This is a genomic window from Gordonia amarae NBRC 15530 (assembly GCF_000241345.1).
GTDB lineage: Bacteria > Actinomycetota > Actinomycetes > Mycobacteriales > Mycobacteriaceae > Gordonia > Gordonia amarae.
Map to the genome: position 1 here is coordinate 153541 of NZ_BAED01000003.1, position 16149 is coordinate 169689.

At 67.7% G+C, this 16149-nt stretch carries 16 protein-coding genes; 9 read left to right on the forward strand and 7 right to left on the reverse strand.

What is annotated here, in order from left to right; translation table 11 throughout:
- Nucleotides 1–630: a uracil phosphoribosyltransferase gene (gene upp, locus GOAMR_RS00915; RefSeq protein ID WP_005181372.1), complete on the forward strand. Its 630-nt coding sequence runs from the start codon at nt 1–3 to the stop codon at nt 628–630.
- A gap of 79 nt (nt 631–709) precedes the next feature.
- The gene (locus GOAMR_RS00920; RefSeq protein WP_005181374.1) at nt 710–1690 is read left to right on the forward strand and encodes an arsenic resistance protein; all 981 of its coding nucleotides are present in this window, start codon (nt 710–712) and stop codon (nt 1688–1690) included.
- A gap of 23 nt (nt 1691–1713) precedes the next feature.
- Here the strand turns inward: GOAMR_RS00920 and GOAMR_RS00925 are convergent, their stop codons facing one another.
- Together GOAMR_RS00925 and GOAMR_RS00930 are read right to left on the reverse strand one after the other, a co-directional pair.
- Entirely contained in the window at nt 1714–3342 is a 1629-nt protein-coding gene (locus GOAMR_RS00925) for an AMP-binding protein (protein WP_005181378.1), read from the reverse strand.
- A 94-nt stretch (nt 3343–3436) separates the two neighbouring features.
- Nucleotides 3437–4171, reverse strand: a complete 735-nt coding sequence (locus GOAMR_RS00930) for a glucose 1-dehydrogenase (RefSeq protein WP_040513954.1) — start codon at nt 4169–4171, stop codon at nt 3437–3439.
- 160 nt (nt 4172–4331) lie between these two features.
- Between GOAMR_RS00930 and GOAMR_RS00935 the strand changes: the two genes are divergently transcribed.
- A complete protein-coding gene (locus tag GOAMR_RS00935; protein ID WP_005181384.1) occupies nt 4332–5423 on the forward strand; it encodes an NAD(P)H-dependent amine dehydrogenase family protein in 1092 nt (363 codons plus the stop codon).
- 12 nt (nt 5424–5435) lie between these two features.
- Here GOAMR_RS00935 and GOAMR_RS25785 read toward each other — a convergent pair whose 3' ends face one another.
- Nucleotides 5436–5780 (reverse strand): PaaI family thioesterase, encoded by a 345-nt coding sequence (locus GOAMR_RS25785; RefSeq protein ID WP_306302432.1) that lies wholly within the window; start codon nt 5778–5780, stop codon nt 5436–5438.
- A 415-nt stretch (nt 5781–6195) separates the two neighbouring features.
- On the opposite strand from GOAMR_RS25785, the gene GOAMR_RS00945 reads away from it, so the two are divergent.
- Entirely contained in the window at nt 6196–7023 is an 828-nt protein-coding gene (locus GOAMR_RS00945; protein ID WP_005181391.1) for a crotonase/enoyl-CoA hydratase family protein, read from the forward strand.
- A gap of 284 nt (nt 7024–7307) precedes the next feature.
- Here GOAMR_RS00945 and GOAMR_RS00950 read toward each other — a convergent pair whose 3' ends face one another.
- Nucleotides 7308–7775, reverse strand: coding sequence for a nitroreductase family deazaflavin-dependent oxidoreductase (locus tag GOAMR_RS00950; protein WP_040513956.1), 468 nt, complete (start codon nt 7773–7775; stop codon nt 7308–7310).
- A gap of 103 nt (nt 7776–7878) precedes the next feature.
- On the opposite strand from GOAMR_RS00950, the gene GOAMR_RS23410 reads away from it, so the two are divergent.
- Complete coding sequence (locus tag GOAMR_RS23410) at nt 7879–8298, forward strand: hypothetical protein (protein ID WP_138943529.1); 420 nt, start codon at nt 7879–7881, stop codon at nt 8296–8298.
- 13 nt (nt 8299–8311) lie between these two features.
- Entirely contained in the window at nt 8312–9244 is a 933-nt protein-coding gene (locus GOAMR_RS00960; protein WP_005181399.1) for an N-acetylglucosamine kinase, read from the forward strand.
- A 210-nt stretch (nt 9245–9454) separates the two neighbouring features.
- Here GOAMR_RS00960 and htpG read toward each other — a convergent pair whose 3' ends face one another.
- On the reverse strand, nt 9455–11410 hold the full coding sequence (htpG, locus tag GOAMR_RS00965; protein ID WP_170319093.1) for a molecular chaperone HtpG: 1956 nt from the start codon (nt 11408–11410) through the stop codon (nt 9455–9457).
- A gap of 145 nt (nt 11411–11555) precedes the next feature.
- Between htpG and GOAMR_RS00970 the strand changes: the two genes are divergently transcribed.
- Entirely contained in the window at nt 11556–12317 is a 762-nt protein-coding gene (locus GOAMR_RS00970) for a PIG-L family deacetylase (protein WP_040513958.1), read from the forward strand.
- Nucleotides 12318–12401: 84 nt separating this feature from the next.
- On the opposite strand, the gene GOAMR_RS00975 is transcribed toward GOAMR_RS00970, so the two are convergent.
- On the reverse strand, nt 12402–13106 hold the full coding sequence (locus tag GOAMR_RS00975) for an ABC transporter ATP-binding protein (protein WP_005181407.1): 705 nt from the start codon (nt 13104–13106) through the stop codon (nt 12402–12404).
- Nucleotides 13103–14182 (reverse strand): ABC transporter permease, encoded by a 1080-nt coding sequence (locus GOAMR_RS00980; RefSeq protein WP_005181410.1) that lies wholly within the window; start codon nt 14180–14182, stop codon nt 13103–13105. The genes GOAMR_RS00975 and GOAMR_RS00980 overlap by 4 nt, the downstream gene beginning before the upstream one ends.
- 150 nt (nt 14183–14332) lie before the next feature.
- Between GOAMR_RS00980 and GOAMR_RS00985 the strand changes: the two genes are divergently transcribed.
- A complete protein-coding gene (locus tag GOAMR_RS00985) occupies nt 14333–15511 on the forward strand; it encodes a sensor histidine kinase (RefSeq protein ID WP_005181413.1) in 1179 nt (392 codons plus the stop codon).
- A 7-nt stretch (nt 15512–15518) separates the two neighbouring features.
- Entirely contained in the window at nt 15519–16139 is a 621-nt protein-coding gene (locus tag GOAMR_RS00990) for a response regulator (protein WP_005181415.1), read from the forward strand.
- Nucleotides 16140–16149 lie beyond the last annotated feature (10 nt).

A 16149-nucleotide genomic window follows, 5' to 3' on the forward strand; every position in this document is an offset into this window, starting at 1 on the left:
ATGGAACAACTCACCGTGATCGACCATCCGCTGATCGAGCACAAGCTGACGCTGATGCGCCAGAAAGAGACCTCCACCAACGACTTCCGTCGTCTGATGACCGAGATCTCCACGCTGATGGCGTATGAGGTGCTGCGCGACATCCCGATGCACGAGATCACCATCGACACCCCGATGGAAACCACCACCGGCCGGGTGATCGACGGCAAGAAGGTGGTGATCGCGGCGGTGCTGCGTGCCGGTTCGCAGATCGCCGACGGCATGCTCACGGTGGTGCCGGGCGCCCGCATCGGCCACATCGGCCTCTACCGCGACCCCAAAACCCAGGTGGTGGTGGAGTACTACTTCAAGATGCCCGGTGACCTGCACGAACGCGACGTGGTGGTGACCGATCCGCTGCTGGCCACCGGCCATTCGGCGGTCGCCGCCGTCGACCGGCTCAAGGAGTACTCTCCCCGGTCGATCAAGTTCGTCTGTCTGGTCGCCAGTCCCGAGGGCCTCAAGATCCTCACCGAGGCCCACCCCGACGTCACCATCTACACCGCGGCCGTCGACCGCGAACTCAACGCCGACGGCTACATCCTCCCCGGCATCGGCGACGCCGCCGACCGCGTCTTCGGCACCGACTGATCCCGCTGGGAGCCCCATCTCGCCGGACCCTTCGCCACCACCTCCACCCACCGAACAGCGGTACGGAACAATTCCGGCTATGGCACGCAACATCGTCGATGCGATGGACCGGCATCAGGTACCGATCTACATCGTCGCCATCCTGATCGGGGCGCTCGCGGGGTGGCTGCTCCCCGGCGCGACATCACCCCTGTCGACCGCGATGAACCCGGCCCTGGCGGCACTGCTGTACGTGACGTTCCTACAGGTGCCGATCGCCTCCCTGACCGAGGCGGTCCGTGACATCCGGTTCGTCTCCGCGCTGCTGGTGGCGAACTTTGTGGTGGTGCCGCTGCTGGTGGCCGCGCTGCTGCCACTGCTGCCTGACGCCGACGCGGTCCGCATCGGCGTGCTGCTGGTGCTGCTGTGTCCCTGCGTCGACTACGTCGTCGTGTTCACCGGCCTCGCCGGCGGCGACGCAGCCCGGCTGGTGGCGGGCACCCCGCTGCTCCTGCTGGTGCAGATGGCGCTGCTCCCGCTGTATCTGCGGATCTTCATGGGCGAGAACATCGGCGACGTGCTCGACGTGCACCCGTTCATCGAGGCGTTCGTGATCATCATCGTGATCCCGCTGCTGCTGGCCTGGCTGACCCAGTGGGCGGTCGCCGCCGACGAACGCCGCCCCACCCCGCGCGGCCTGCACCGCTGGCCCGGATTCGCCGCGACGACGATGGTGCCGTTGATGGTGCTGGTGCTGCTGGTGGTGACAGCCTCACAGGTCCCCCACATCGACGGCCGCGCCGGCGACGTGGCCCGGGTCGTTCCGGTCTACGTCGTGTTCCTCGCCGCGATGATCCTCCTCGGCGCCGCGGTGGCACGGCTCTGGCGGCTCCCCGCGCCACGCGCCCGCGCTGTGGCCTTCTCGGCCGCCACCCGCAACTCACTCGTCGTGATGCCGCTGGCGATAGCCCTCCCGGACGGCATGGAGATCGCCCCGGCGGTGATCGTCACCCAGACCCTCGTCGAGGTGATCGGCATGGCGATCTGCGTGCGCGCGGTGCCCGCTCTCATCAAGGCCTGACACCACGCGCCGTCACGCCCGGATCAGAGCGGTCCGGTGGGCAACTGCCGGCGCACCAGCTTGCCGGTGGGATTGCGCGGCAGTTCGTCGACGAACACCACATCGCGCGGCACCTTGTACCGGGCCAGGTGCGTCTTGACGTGCGCTTTGATCTCGTCGGGTGTGGGGTCGGTGTCCTCGGCCCGGACGATGAACGCGCGCAGCCGGGTACCGAACTCGTCGTCGGGCACCCCGATCACGGCGACGTCGTCGACGGCGTCGTGTTCGGCGAGCAGGTTCTCCACCTCGAGCGGGTATACGTTCTCACCGCCGGAGACGATCATGTCGTCGTCGCGGCCCTCGATGAACATGAGCCCGTCGTCGTCGAAGCGAGCCATGTCACCTGTCGACATGTAGCCGTCGATGATGTCTTTGTTGCGGCCGTCGGTGTAGCCCTCGAACGGCACCCCGTTCTTCACGAACAACCGGCCCCGCACGTTGGCCGCGGTGATCTGCTTGTTGTCGGCGTCGTAGAGCCGCAATCGGCTGGAAATCGGTGGGCGGCCGACGGTTCCGGGTGCCTTGCGCAGTTCTTGTGGCTGCGCGATGGAGGCGATGGCCACCTCCGTGGAGCCGTACAGGTTGTAGAGCACGTCCCCGAAGGCATCCTGGATCGCCTCCGACAGCGCAGGCGACAGCGCCGACCCGGCGATCACGATCACCTTGAGCGCCGACAGGTCGTACTTGCCGAGCACGTCCGGCCCGAGCGCCACCATGCGGTGCAGCATCGTCGGCACCGCCACCAGCATCTCGACCTTCTCCGCGGCCATGGTGGCGACAGTGTGCTCGGCGTCGAAGCGGCGGCGCAGCACCAGCCTGTTCCCGAGGGCCAGGTTCACTCCGGCGGTGGCGAATCCGGTGGCGTGGAACAGCGGCGAGACGATCATCGAGGTTCCCTTGCGCGGGAACGGGATCCGGTCGAGCAGCAGGACGCTGGCGAACGGTGACATCGCCCCGCGGGTGGCGCCCTTGGGCAGTCCGGTGGTGCCGCTGGTGAGGATCACCATCCCGGCCGCGGCATCGGGTTCCGGCGGCGCGGAGGTGTCGCCGCCGGCCGCGATCTCGTCGAGGGTGGTGATCCCCTGCGGCGCTTGGCCCTCCAGCCAGGTGATGATTCGCGGCATGTCGGCGGGCAGTGCATCGGCGAGCGCGGTGAACTCCTGGTCGTAGAGGATCGCGCTGACATTCTCGCGCTGGGCGACCTCCACGAACTGGGTGGCGCCGAAACCGGTGTTCATCATCACCAGCCGCAGACCGGCCTTTCCGGCCGCGGCCAGCGCGATGAGCAGGCCCCGGTGATCGCGCGCGATCACCGCGATCACCGAGCCGCGAGCGATTCCTTTGGCCAGCAACGCGTTTGCCAGCGCGTTGGATTGCCGGTCGAAGTCGCCGTAGGTGATGGTCCCATGTTCGTCGGTGATGCACGGGTCGCCGGCGAACTTCTCGCCGCCGTTGACGGCGAGCGCGGCGACCGGTCCGAGCCGTTCACCGCGCTTGGCCGACAACGCCGCGTGATGCGGTTTGCTCAGTTCCACGAGACCGTGATCGCGCAGCACCCGCACCAGCCCGATGACGTCGGTCACCGAGTCCTTCAACCCACCGAGTGAAACCATGCCAAACTCCCCATTCATCGCCCTGAGGCGCTCTGTCGTGGGTAGCCTATCGGTGGATCACCGATTTGGAAACATTTCTTCAGATTTGTTTCAATCAGGCGTGCGGCACGTCCGCCGAGAGCCCGCCGTCCATCACGAATTCCGACGCCGTGGCGTACGACGACTCGTCGCTGGCCAGGAACACCACAAAGGTGGACACCTCGCTCGATTCGGCCGACCGGCCCAGCGGAACCTTGACCATCCCCTCCGGAAGTCCTTCCGTCATAGGAGTTTTGATCAGTCCGGGGTGGATGGAGTTCACCCGCACATTGTGCGGCGCCAGCTCGAGGGCCGCCGACTTGGCCAGGCCGCGCACGCCCCACTTGGAGGCCACGTAGCCGTGCGCCCACGGGCTGCCCCGCAGACCCTCCACCGACGACACGTTGATGATGGACCCGCCGCCGGCGTCGATCATCGGCTGCGCGACGGTCCGGATACCGAGGAAGGTGCCGGTGAGGTTGACGTCGATGATCTGCCGCCACTTGTCCACCTTGAAGTTCTGGATCGGCGCACCGTTGACGATGCCCGCGTTGTTCACCAGAACGTTGACGGTGCCGAACTCACCGATCGCGGTGGCGACGGCCGCCTCCCAGTCCTCCAGCGAGGTCACGTCCAGGTGCACGTACCGCGCCGAGGTACCGATTTCCTCGGCCAGCGCCTTGCCCTCGTCGTCGAGGATGTCGCCGATGACCACCTTCGCGCCCTCTGCAACCAGTGCCCGTGCGTGCTCGGCACCCATGCCTCGCGCACCGCCGGTGATGATCGCAACTTTGTTCTCTACTCGTCCCATGGCGAGCAACAGTACCCGCCGAGGGCCGAAATTAGAACAAGTTCTAGCCAACTGCGGCGGCCCGTGATGTACTGATATGGACACCAGTCCGGACAATTGTTCATCTACCTGCGGAAACACGCCGGACCTGCACACATATCAGTGGGAGGCAACACACACCATGGCCATTCGCGTCGCGCTCGTCGGCACCGGAAACGCGGGCAGGCTCGCCCTGCGCCAGCTCATCGACGACCCCCGTTTCGAGTTGGTCGCTGTCGGCGTGTCCACCCCGGAAAAGGCGGGCAAGGACGCCGGCGAACTGGCCGGCCTGGAGGTCGCCACCGGCATCACCGCGGTCATCGGGCTCGACGGCGTGATCGCCGCCCGGCCCGACTGCGTCGTGTACACGGCGATGGGCGACACCCGCCCGATCGAATCGTTCAACGACTGCCGCCGGATCCTCGACGCGGGCATCAATGTGGTCGGCACCGCCCCCGGCGGCCTGCAGTATCCGTGGGGGGTGATGCCCGCCAAGGCGATCGACAAGATCGAGGGTTCGGCCCGCGAGGGCGGTGCCTCACTGTTCATCTCCGGTGTCGATCCGGGCTTCGCCAACGACCTGATCCCGTTCGCCTTCGCCGGCACCTGCCAGAACGTGCGGCAGGTGCGGTGCATGGAGATCGCCGACTACGCCACCTACGACGGCTCCACCGTCATGTTCGACGTGATGGGGTTCGGCCTGCCGATGGACCAGACGCCGATGCTGCTCCTGCCCGGCATCCTCGGCATGGCGTGGGGCACCACCCTGGCTATCCTGGCCGCCGGGTTCGGCGTCACCATCGACGAGGTCCGCGAGCATCACGAAAGCGAGCCCGCCCCTGAGACTTTCGATATCGCGGCGGGCACCATCGAGAAGGGCACGCGGGCCGCGGTGCGGTTCGAGATCACCGGCATGGTCAACGGTGAACCGGCCATCGTCATCGAGCACATCACCCGGCTACGCGACGATCTGCGGCCCGACTGGGCACGTCCGGCGCAGGACGGCGGCTCGTACCGGGTGGAGATCGTCGGCGAACCGTCCTACCGGGTCGACATCTGCCCCACCAGCGCGGTAGGCGACCACAACCACGCGGCGATCGTCGCGGGTGTGGGCCGCGTCGTCAACGCCATCCCGGCGGTCGTCGCCGCCGCGCCCGGCGTGCTCACCACGCTCGACCTGCCGCTGATCACCGGGCCGGGACTCGCGGCGGCGAAACCGGCCGCCGCGAACTGACCGCCGGCGGGGTCAGTCGCCGATGGTCCCGAGGAGCTTCTCCGTCAGCAGACCGCGTGCCCACTTGGGCATGATGAAGACCCCCTCGGCCTCGGCACACACCCCGTCGGATGTCGAAACCTCGGCCTTGGCAAAGGCTTTCACGCCTTCGATCCGGTCGAGCCAGGCCTCGACATGGACCTTGCCGAGCTTGGTGCCCTGCCGGTAGCGGATCGACAGGGTCCCGGTCATCCCCGGTACTTTCGCGTTCTCGCAGGCCCGGCCAAGTGCCTGGTCGAACACCGCCGCGAGCATTCCGCCGTGCACCAGCCCCGCCGGACCCTCGTAGGCACCACCGAGTTCCACGTCGACTGTCACCTTGTCGGGAAGGTGCCGAAACTCCAGCGGCGGGTGCGATCGGATTGCGGATGCCCGTCATCGCGTTGCCCCAGGAGCGACGGGTGCCGTCGGAGTTCACCCGCGTCCCGAAGGACCCGTCGAGGCTCTGCTCCTCGAGGATGCCGGTGGCCTGCCGGATGAGAGCGCGTGCCGCCTCGACGCGTTCGTCGTCGACGTCGGTGAGAACGGTGGCCGAAACGAGCGCACGCACGTCGCCGGCCAGTGCCCGGGCGACGACCGCCTGCTGCGCGATCTGCTCGGTGGGAACGTCCTCCTCGACGTACCCCCTGGGTGGCTTGGCGGCGCTCTCGTCAATGCTCATCGTCTCGTTGTATCAGGACAATCCGCCCACCCCGGGAACCGCACCACCTACTGCGGGGTAATCTCACGATTCATGAGTGAGCATCAATGGAAAGCGTTCACGGTCGCCATCGCCGACGGTATCGCCGAGGTCACCCTGATCGGACCCGGCAAAGGCAACGTGATGGGCCCGGACTTCTGGAACGAGCTGCCGGCCGTGTTCGCCGAACTCGACCGCGACGACGCGGTCCGTGCCGTGGTGCTCGCCGGATCGGGCAAGAACTTCACCTTCGGCCTCGACCTGCCCGGCATGGCCGGTGACCTGGGTCCGGTCCTGGCGCCCGACGCCAAGGCCGCCGTGCGGACCCGCTTCCACGACCTGATCCTGCGCATGCAGTCGGGCGTGAACGCGGTGGCCGACTGCCGCAAGCCCGTGGTGGCCGCCATCTGGGGCTGGTGCATCGGCGGCGGCGTCGACCTGATCACGGCCGCCGACTTCCGCTACGCCTCCGCCGACGCCAAGTTCAGCGTCCGGGAGGTCAAGGTGGCGATGGTCGCCGACATGGGCACCCTCGCCCGGCTGCCCGGGATCATCGGCGACGGCCACTTCCGTGAACTGGCGCTGACCGGCCGCGACATCGACGCCGCCCGCGCCGAGCGCATCGGTCTGGTCAATGACGTCTACGACGACGCCGAGGCGACCCTGGCCGCCGCGCGTGCCGCCGCCGCCGAGATCGCCGCCAACCCGCCGCTGGTGGTGCACGGCATCAAGCAGGTCCTCGACCGGGCGCGCAGCGCCGCCGTCAACGACAGCCTGCGGTTCGTGGCCGCCTGGAACGCCGCGTTCCTGCCGTCCAACGACCTGTCCGAGGCGGTCACAGCCGTCTTCGAGAAGCGGAAACCGAACTTTACCGGCGAATAGAATCCCTCCCACCACCGGCTGACGCGCGAGCCGCCTCCGGCCGGCTGACGCGCGACCCGCCTCCGGCCGGCTGACGCGCGACCCGCCTCCTGCCGGCTGACGCGCGACCCGCCTCCGGCCGGCTGACGCGCGACCCGCCTCCTGCCGGCTGAGGTGCGAGCCGCCTCCTGCCGGCTGAGGTGCGAGCCGCCTCCTGCCGGTTGAGGTGCGAGCCTGCGAGCCTCGAAACCCCGCACGCCGACATTGTCCTCGTGCGGGTTTTCCAGGCTCTTCGCCTAGGCTTCTCAGCGTTCCCGGAGCCGGAACACCGGGATCTGGCGATCGGTGCGCTGCTCGTAGAGGTCGAAGTTCGGCCATACCGCGCGCAGCACCTGCCACGCGTCGTCCCGCTCGGGTCCGGCGAGTTCGGTGGGGACGCATTCCCATTGCCTGCCGCCGTGGAAGACCGCGACCGTGTCGGCGGCGCGCACGTTGTACACCCACTGGGGCATCGCCTCAGTCCCGAAGTAGGATCCAGCGATCAGCCAGTCGTCCCCGTCGGGGGCGCACAGCAGCCGCGTGCGGCGCGCGATGCCCGACTTCCGGCCCGGCACGTCGAGCGTGATGTTGGGCAGGTCGGCGATGTCGAGCAGGCTGTAGCGGTCGCCGGTGACCTTCTGAATGGTGCCGTCGCACTTGACGATCTGCGGCAGGAACCGGGGCATCCAGGCGATCGAACCGATCCCGATGGCCAGCCGTTTGCGAAAACCCATGCCCGACAGTGTGCCATCACGTCCGGTCAACACCGGCATCCACAATGAACCGGCTGTGGATACCGCGATCGTGAAATCGTCCCGCGCCACGCACTATTCGGGCATGACAACCGAAGCACCACACCACCACACACCCCCGCTCACCCGCACCCTGTCGACGGTCACCGATCTCCGTGACGAATGGCAGCGCCGCACAGCCGATCTCACGTTCACCTACACCGCCCTCTGGTTCACCTTCCTCGACTCCGACAACCGCACGATCCCCACCCACAACACCGTCGATCTGGCGATCCGCCCCGACCCGGCGGGCATCAATCTGCTGATGCGGACCATCGCCGAGATTATCGAGGACGACACCTCGGTCGCCTTCTTGCTGGTCAGAGCAGGCGACGACAACGAGGTGTCGGACACCGACAGCGAGTGGGCCCGGCTGCTCGGGCTGGCCGCCCGCGACCACGAGGTGCATATCCGCCCGACACATCGCGCCAACAACAGCTCCGTCGTAGCGGTCGGCGGCTGGTGACCGGCCGGGTACCGTGGGCGGGGTGACCGCTTCACGACTGTTGGTCGACGCAGGACAGACCGGCACCCGATTACGCGTGATCGGCGCCGACGGCCATGTCGTCGACACCGTCGCCGGCCCTGTCGACACCAGCCACGGCGTCGTCGAGCAGGTTGCGGACAGGATCCGAGAGACATTGTCCGACAACAACGATCGTATCGGCGAGGTGGCGGTGGGACTGTCCGGTCTCACCGACGACGCCGCACAACCGGCCGTGCTCAGACACCGGCTGGCCCACTTCGGCGTCGGACGCGTCGTCCTCGCCCACGATTCGGTCACCGCCTACCTGGCCGCCAACGGAACCCGCCACGGGGTTGTGGTGGCCGCGGGCACTGGGGTGGTGACTCTCGGCGTAGGACCCGAAGGTGTCGCCCGCGTGGATGGTTGGGGTCATCTCCTCGGTGACGCCGGCAGTGCGTACTGGATCGGCCGGGCGGGCCTGGATGCGGCGTTGCGCACCTTCGACGGCCGTGCCGAACCGACAGCGCTGATGCGGGCCGCGATCGAGGAGTTCGGGCCGCTCCCCGACCTGTACATGGTGTTGCAGGCCGACCCGGCCCGGGTGAACCGCATCGCCGGTTTCGCCCGAACCGTCGACAAATTGGCCGACGACGCCACCGCCGCCGCCATCCTGGACGCGGCAGGCACCGAACTGGCCGGTTCGGCGATCGCGGCTCTGACCCGGGCAGGTCTGCGCGCAGGACACGACGCACGGGTGAGCTGGACCGGAACCGTCCTCACCCGCAACACCCGCGTGCGTGAATCCTTCCTCACCGCGGTCACCGCACAAGCCCCCGGCGCCGTCACCGGCACTCCCCTGGGCCAACCGATCGACGGAGTGGCCCTACTCCTGGACCTGCCACACGATCACCCCCTGCGCCCGCTCATCTTCCCATCTGCCGGTTGAGGTGCAGAGAACACTGTCATCCCACCAGGTTTCGAGGCTCGCAAGCTCGCACCTCAACCGACGACAAACCAGCTACCCCTGCCGGCTGAGCCTCAATACCCTACCCCGCCGGTTGAGGTGCGAGGAGCGCAAGCGACGAGCCTCGAAACCCGGTGAGACGACAATGTCGCCGCACCGGGTTTCGACGGTCACCTCGACGAACGAAGAACTCTAAGTGGTGATCGCGGCGGTCAGCGTCGCGGCGAGCAGTTTGGCGAACTCGGCCGGGTCGGTGAGGTCGCCGCCCTCGGCGAGCACGGCCATGCCGTAGATCAGCTTGGCTGTCGGCTCCAGCTCCGCCTTGTCGGTGGATGCCGCGAACGCCTCGTTGAGTCCCTTGACCAGCGGATGGTCGGGGTTGATCTCCAGTGCCCGCTTGGACCGGGGCACGTCCTGACCGGATGCCCGGTACAGCTTCTCCAACTGCGGCGACATCGAGAAGGTGTCGCCGACGAGGCAGGCGGCGGACTCGGTGAGCCGGTGCGAGATCCGGGCCTCGGTGATGTCGTCGGTGAGCGCCTCCCCCAGCCAGGTGAGCAGGTCGCCGTATTCGGCTGCGTCCTTGGCCTTCTCGTCCTCGGATTCGGACTTGTCGGCGTCATCGAGCTCGTCGAGATCCACCGCACCCTTGGCGATCGACTGGAAGCTCTTGCCGTCGAACTCGATTCCCGACGCCGACCACATCTCGTCGACCGGGTCGCTGAACAGGAGCACTTCGATTCCCTTGGCGCGGAACGCTTCCAGGTGCGGCGAGTTCTCGATCTGCTTGCGCGATTCGCCGGTCATGTAGTAGATCGACTTCTGCCCCGACACCATGCGTCCCACGTAGTCGGCGAGCGTGGTGAGCCCGTCCTCGGAGTTGGTTGACTCAAACGAGGACGCCTTGAGAATCGCGTCACGGTTGTCGAGGTCGTTGACCAGACCTTCCTTGAACACGCGGCCGAAGTTCTGCCAGAAGGTCTGGTAGTCGTCGGGCCGGGTGGACTGGATGTCGGCGACGGTGGAGATGACCTTCTTGGTGAGCCGGCGCCGGATGGCGCGGATCTGCCGGTCCTGCTGCAGGATTTCGCGGGAGACGTTGAGTGACAGGTCGGCCGCGTCCACCACGCCTTTGACGAAGCGCAGATATTCGGGCATCAGTTCGTCGCAGTCGTCCATTATGAACACACGCTTGACGTACAGCGACACCCCGGTGGTCCGTTCACGCATGAACAGGTCGAACGGTGCCTGAGTCGGAATGAACAGCAGCGCCTGATATTCGAAGGTGCCTTCGGCCTTGAACGGGATCGTTTCGAGCGGGTCGTCCCAGGCGTGCGCGACGTGCCGGTAGAACTCCTTGTACTCGTCCTCGGTCACCTCGTCCTTCGACTTGGCCCACAGCGCTTTGCGCGAGTTGAGAGTTTCGGTCTCGACGGTCGTGGTGGTGACGGGCTCGGCGTCTTCCTCCTCGGCCGGGGTGGTGGTCGTCTTCTCCACGTCCATCCGGATGGGCCAGGAGATGAAGTCGGAGTACTTCTTCACCAGGGCACGCAGCTTGTGCTGATCGGCGTAGTCGTACAGGTGATCTTCGGTGTCCACGGGCTTGAGCGTCAGGATCACCGAGGTGCCCTGCGGGGCGTCGTCGACGTCGGCGATGGTATAGGTGCCGTCACCCGTCGATTCCCAGCGGGTGCCGGTGCTCTCGCCGGCCTTGCGGGTGACGAGGGTGACCTTGTCGGCGACCATGAACGTCGAGTAGAAGCCGATGCCGAACTGGCCGATCAGTTCTTCGGACGCGGCCGAGTCCTTGGCCTCGGCGAGTTTGCGGCGCAGCTCGGCCGTGCCGGAGCGGGCGAGGGTGCCGATGAGGCCGATGACCTCGTCGCGGTTCATGCCGATGCCGTTGTCGACAACGGACAGGACGCGGCCCTCGGTGTCCGGGACGAGCTGGATGTGCAGGTCGCTCGCGTCGACGTCGAGGTCTTTGTTCTGCAGTGATTCCAGGCGCAGCTTGTCCAGCGCATCCGAGGCGTTGGAAATCAGCTCGCGCAGGAAGCTGTCCTTGTTGGAGTAGATCGAATGGACCATCAGGTCGAGTAGCTGGCGTGATTCCGCCTGGAACTCGTGGACCTCTGGTTGCGCACTCACCGACATACCTCCGCTGTTCTTTCTCGATTCGCGCACCCCTCATTCCGGGTGCTGCGACTGCCGTGTTCGCGCCGAAATTCTACTTGGGGGCGCCGACACGATCCCGAAGGCCCTGCCGGGCCCGGCCCTGTGCTTCTATGGTGGCTTGGTGGCCCCCCGACTGCTGTTCGTTCACGCACATCCCGACGACGAGTCGTTGTGGACGGGCGGCACGATCGCGCAGCACACGGCCGCCGGCGGCGACGCCGATCTGATCGTGTGCACGTGGGCGCCCGGCACCCAGCGGCATGCGGAGGTGGTGGAGGCGGCCCGCATCCTCGGCCTGCCGCGGGAGCCGATCGCCCTCGGCTACGCCGACGACCGGATCCCCGCGTCGGCTCCCGGTGCTCCCCGGTTCTGTGAGGCGCGACTGGACACCCAGGTCCGGGAGATGGTCGCGCATATCCGCCGGTTGCGCCCGGATGCGCTGGTCACCTACGACCCGATCGGCGTGTACGGCCATCAGGACCACATTCATGCTCATCGCCTCGCCGACGCCGCCGCCCGCGCCGCCGCCGTGCCCAACATCTATCGGCGCCTGGGCGATCCGTGGCAGATCAAGTCGATCTACGAGGTCACCACATCGGCCTGGATGGTCGACACGCTGTGGGAACACGTCTTCGACGAGAAGGAGGTGGACCGCCTGCAGGCCGTGTCGGACGACGACATCGACCTGCGCGTCGACATCGATTCGGCCGCGCTCCTCGACCGCAAGGAGGCCGCGATCCAGGCCCACCACACCGAACTCGACCGCAGCATCGCCATGAAGGCGCTGATGAGCCTGCCCACCGACATCCGCCGCAAACTCCTCGCCACCGAGTGCTACCACCGCCGCGACCTCATCCCCGGCGGTACACCCCTCCTCTGACCACAAACGCACACCCATCTTGATCCCTGAGGCCGAAGCGAGGAACGAGCGACCGCCACGAAGAGTCCGCCAACACACGAACCCTCAAGCGACCACCTCCTTCCCACGCACCGCCCCATCCACCACCGTCACCAACTCATCGAGCGCATTCCGGTGCACTAGATCATGTGTCACCAGCAACGTCGCGGTCCCCCGCTCCTTGGTGAGCCGGGAGATGAGCCCCATGATCTCGCCCCCGCGTTCGGAGTCGAGCGCGCTGGTCGGCTCATCGATCAACAACACCTCAGGCTCGTGAACCAAAGCCCGGGCGATCGCCACCCGCTGCCGCTGTCCCCCGGACATCTGGTGCGGCCGCTTCCCGCCATGCGCCCCCAGTCCGACGGCGTCAAGCAGTTCATCGGCCCGGCGATCGATCCGCGCTCGCCGCAACGCCCCGCCCCGCCCACAGAGCCGCCCCATCACCTGCAGTTGCTCGCGCGCGGTCAACGCCGGCAACAGGTTGGACTGCTGAAACACGATCCCGATCCGTTCCCGCCGCAACGCCGTGGCCTCGGCCTTCGGCAGCCCCGCCGCGTCGACGGCATCGGCACGGTCGCCGATGAGCACCCGCCCGGAGTCGGGACGGATCAGCGTCGCGGCGACGGCCAGGATGCTCGACTTGCCCGACCCCGACGGCCCGGTGATCCCGGTGACCACCCCGTCGGCACCCCGCACCGAGACGTGGTCGACGGCGGTGATGCGGTTCTCCCCGTCGGGGAAGGTGAGGGTGACGTCCTGCAGTTCGATCATCGGTTGCTCCCGAGTGCTGTCAGCGGGTCGGCGGTGGTGACGGTGCGCAGTGCGAACGCCGCACCGGCGAGGCCGAGCAGCGCGATCGCGACGGCCGGCACGACCGTGGTGAGCGGGCTGACGATGAACGGCAGCCTGGTCTCGGCGAGTGCCCCGAGTCCGAGAACGAGCACCAGCCCCGCCGCGATTCCGGCCGCCAACACCACAGCCGCCTGCCCGAGCGCATCGCGGGTCAGCGACCCGGTGGTGGCTCCGAGCGCCTTGAGGACCGCAATATCCGAGGCCCGCTGCATCGTCCACACCGTGAAGAACGCCCCGACGACGAGCGCGGAGATCCCGAACAGCATCACGATCATCAACCCGAGCGACCCGATCTCCGACATGAACGCTTCGAGCGCGGTCAGGCTCAGCCACCGCGACTTGGCGACGGTCCCCGTGTCCGCCGAAACCGCTCCCCAGTCAGGGTGACCGCTGACCGCGAGCGCCGTCGGCCGGCCGGTACCCCCGACGCGTTGGCTGGCCGCCGGCCATGCGGTCTCGGTCATGGCGATGACGGGTGAATGGCTGTACCAGAGGTCGTCGCCGACGGAAGCGACGGTAAAATCCCGTCCGGTGATGGTGACCTTTCCCCCGACCCGGACACCGAGCTTCTCGGCGGCCCCGGAACTGAGCCCGACCTGATCATCGGCCCCTGGCACAAGATCACCCAGCGACCCGGCAGAGCCGCCCGGCATCCCGACCAGCGCAACACCGACCCGATCGTCGGTACCGGCCGACGACACCCGCGCCTGCGCGATCCCGACGGGCACAACCGATTCGACACCTCCTGCCCGCTGCCATGTGCCGACGGCCTCGGGGCTGATCGACGATGTCGCGAACTTCGCATCCCCGTTCGCCGGTTGCTGCAGCACCACCCGATCCCCGGGCAGCTCCAGTACCGCCGAGATATTCTGCGACGCAAGCCCTCCCGCGAGTCCGGTCAGGAATCCGACGAGCAGGGTGATGAGGGCGACGACGGCCCCGATGAGCAGGAAACGACCACGCGCGAACCGGAGTTCTCGCCAGGCGACGAACACTGTGTCCCTTTCCGCCCGCAGCGGACTGTGCGGGCTACGCCACCTAGATTCCACGCTGTCGTGAGCCCGGTCATCGCCTGAACGGGCGGATTCGCGATCCAACTTTCGGTTGATGGGCGTCGCCGGGTGCTCGCCTACCCTGGTGGTGTCATGTCGCATTCAACTCTTGCCCCGGTGTTCACCGGCCTCCGGTCGGGGCTGCACGCGCTCTTGGTCGGGTTGGCGGTGTTCGCGGTGGTGCGGGCGTTTGTGGTGTCGTCGCCGGTAGCGGTGTGGACTCTCCTGGTGGGTGCCGGATTTGTGGGGGTGTATCTGTCCGGCGCGTGGGCGGCCCGCACCGGCATCCCGTTTACCCGGCCGGCCCCGGCCATCGGCTGGGTCATCGCGCTCACCGTATTGTGGGCGGTGCTCACGTGGCTGCGTCCGGAGGGCGCCTACCTGGTGTTTCCGCTGTTCTTCCTCTACCTGCACGTGTTGCGCGGGCGGCACGGTGTGGTGGCGGTGGTGGCTGCGACGGCATTCGCGATCGTGGCGCTCGGCCTGCATCTGGGGTTCAGCGTCGGCGGTGTGGTCGGGCCACTCGTCGGTGCCGGGGTGGCGTTGCTGATCGGCCTGGGCTACCGGGCCCTGATCCGCGAGGCCCACGAACGCGAACAGCTCCTCGCCGAACTCATCGCCACCCGCAGCCGGCTCGCCGAGACCGAACGCGAGCAGGGCGCTCTGGCCGAACGCGCCCGGCTGGCCCGTGACATCCACGACACGGTTGCGCAGGGTTTGTCGAGCATCCAGATGTTGCTGCGGGCCGCCGAACGCGACACTCCCGAACCGGGCGCCGGCTATCTGCGACTGGCCCGGGAAACGGCCGCCGGCAGTCTCGCCGACACCCGCCAGATCATCGGCGAACTCACCCCGAGCCGCCTCGACGATGGACTCCCGGCCGCGTTGCGCCGGCTCGGCGACGAACAGTCCCGACGCTCGGCGGCGACCATCGAGGTTTCGGCCGCCGACGTCGACCTACCGATGTCCACCCAGACCGCGTTGCTGCGTATCGCCCAGGGCGCCTTGTCGAATGCGGTGCGGCATGCGGACGCCACCCACATCACCGTCGACCTGTCGGCTGCGTCGGAGACGGTGATGCTGACGGTCCGCGACGACGGCTGCGGCTTCGACACCACCCGCGCTGACGCCGACGCTCACGAGGCCGGGTCGTTCGGTTTACGCGCGATGAGTGAACGGATCGGCCAGCTCGATGGCACCCTCACCATCACGTCCGCCCCGGGCCGGGGCACCCCCGTTGCCGCACACCTACCCACTTCCGAGATCCGTTGAGCCGCAAATGATCCGCATCGTCATCGCCGACGACCATCCGGTGGTTCGCGCCGGCCTGCGCGCCATGCTGTCGGCGGAACCGGACGTCGACATCGTCGGCGACGCCGCCACCTCCGACGACGCGGTGACCCTGGTGAGCGAACTCTCCCCCGATCTGGTGCTGATGGATCTGCGTTTCGGTGCCACCGGCTCGGGCGCCGACGCGACGCGCCGCATCCGCTCCCTGCCCGATCCGCCTGCGGTTCTGATCCTGACCAACTACGACACCGACGGCGACATCCTGGGTGCCGTCGAGGCCGGAGCCAGCGGCTATCTGCTCAAGGACGCCCCACCGGAGGAGTTGATCGCCGCGATCCGCGCCGCCGCAGCGGGTGAAACCGCCCTCGCGCCGGCGATCGCGGGCCGCCTGATCGCCCGGATGCGTTCCCCCCAACCAACTCTCAGCGCTCGCGAGCTAGAGGTCCTCCAACTGGTGGCCGACGGCGCAACCAACAATGCGATCGCCGCCCGCCTCCACATCAGCGACGCCACCGTGAAGTCCCACCTGGTGCACACCTACACCAAGCTCGGTGTCTCCTCCCGCACCGCAGCGGTCGCCGCCGCCCGCGACGCAGGCGCCCTGCGGTGATTGCCGGGAG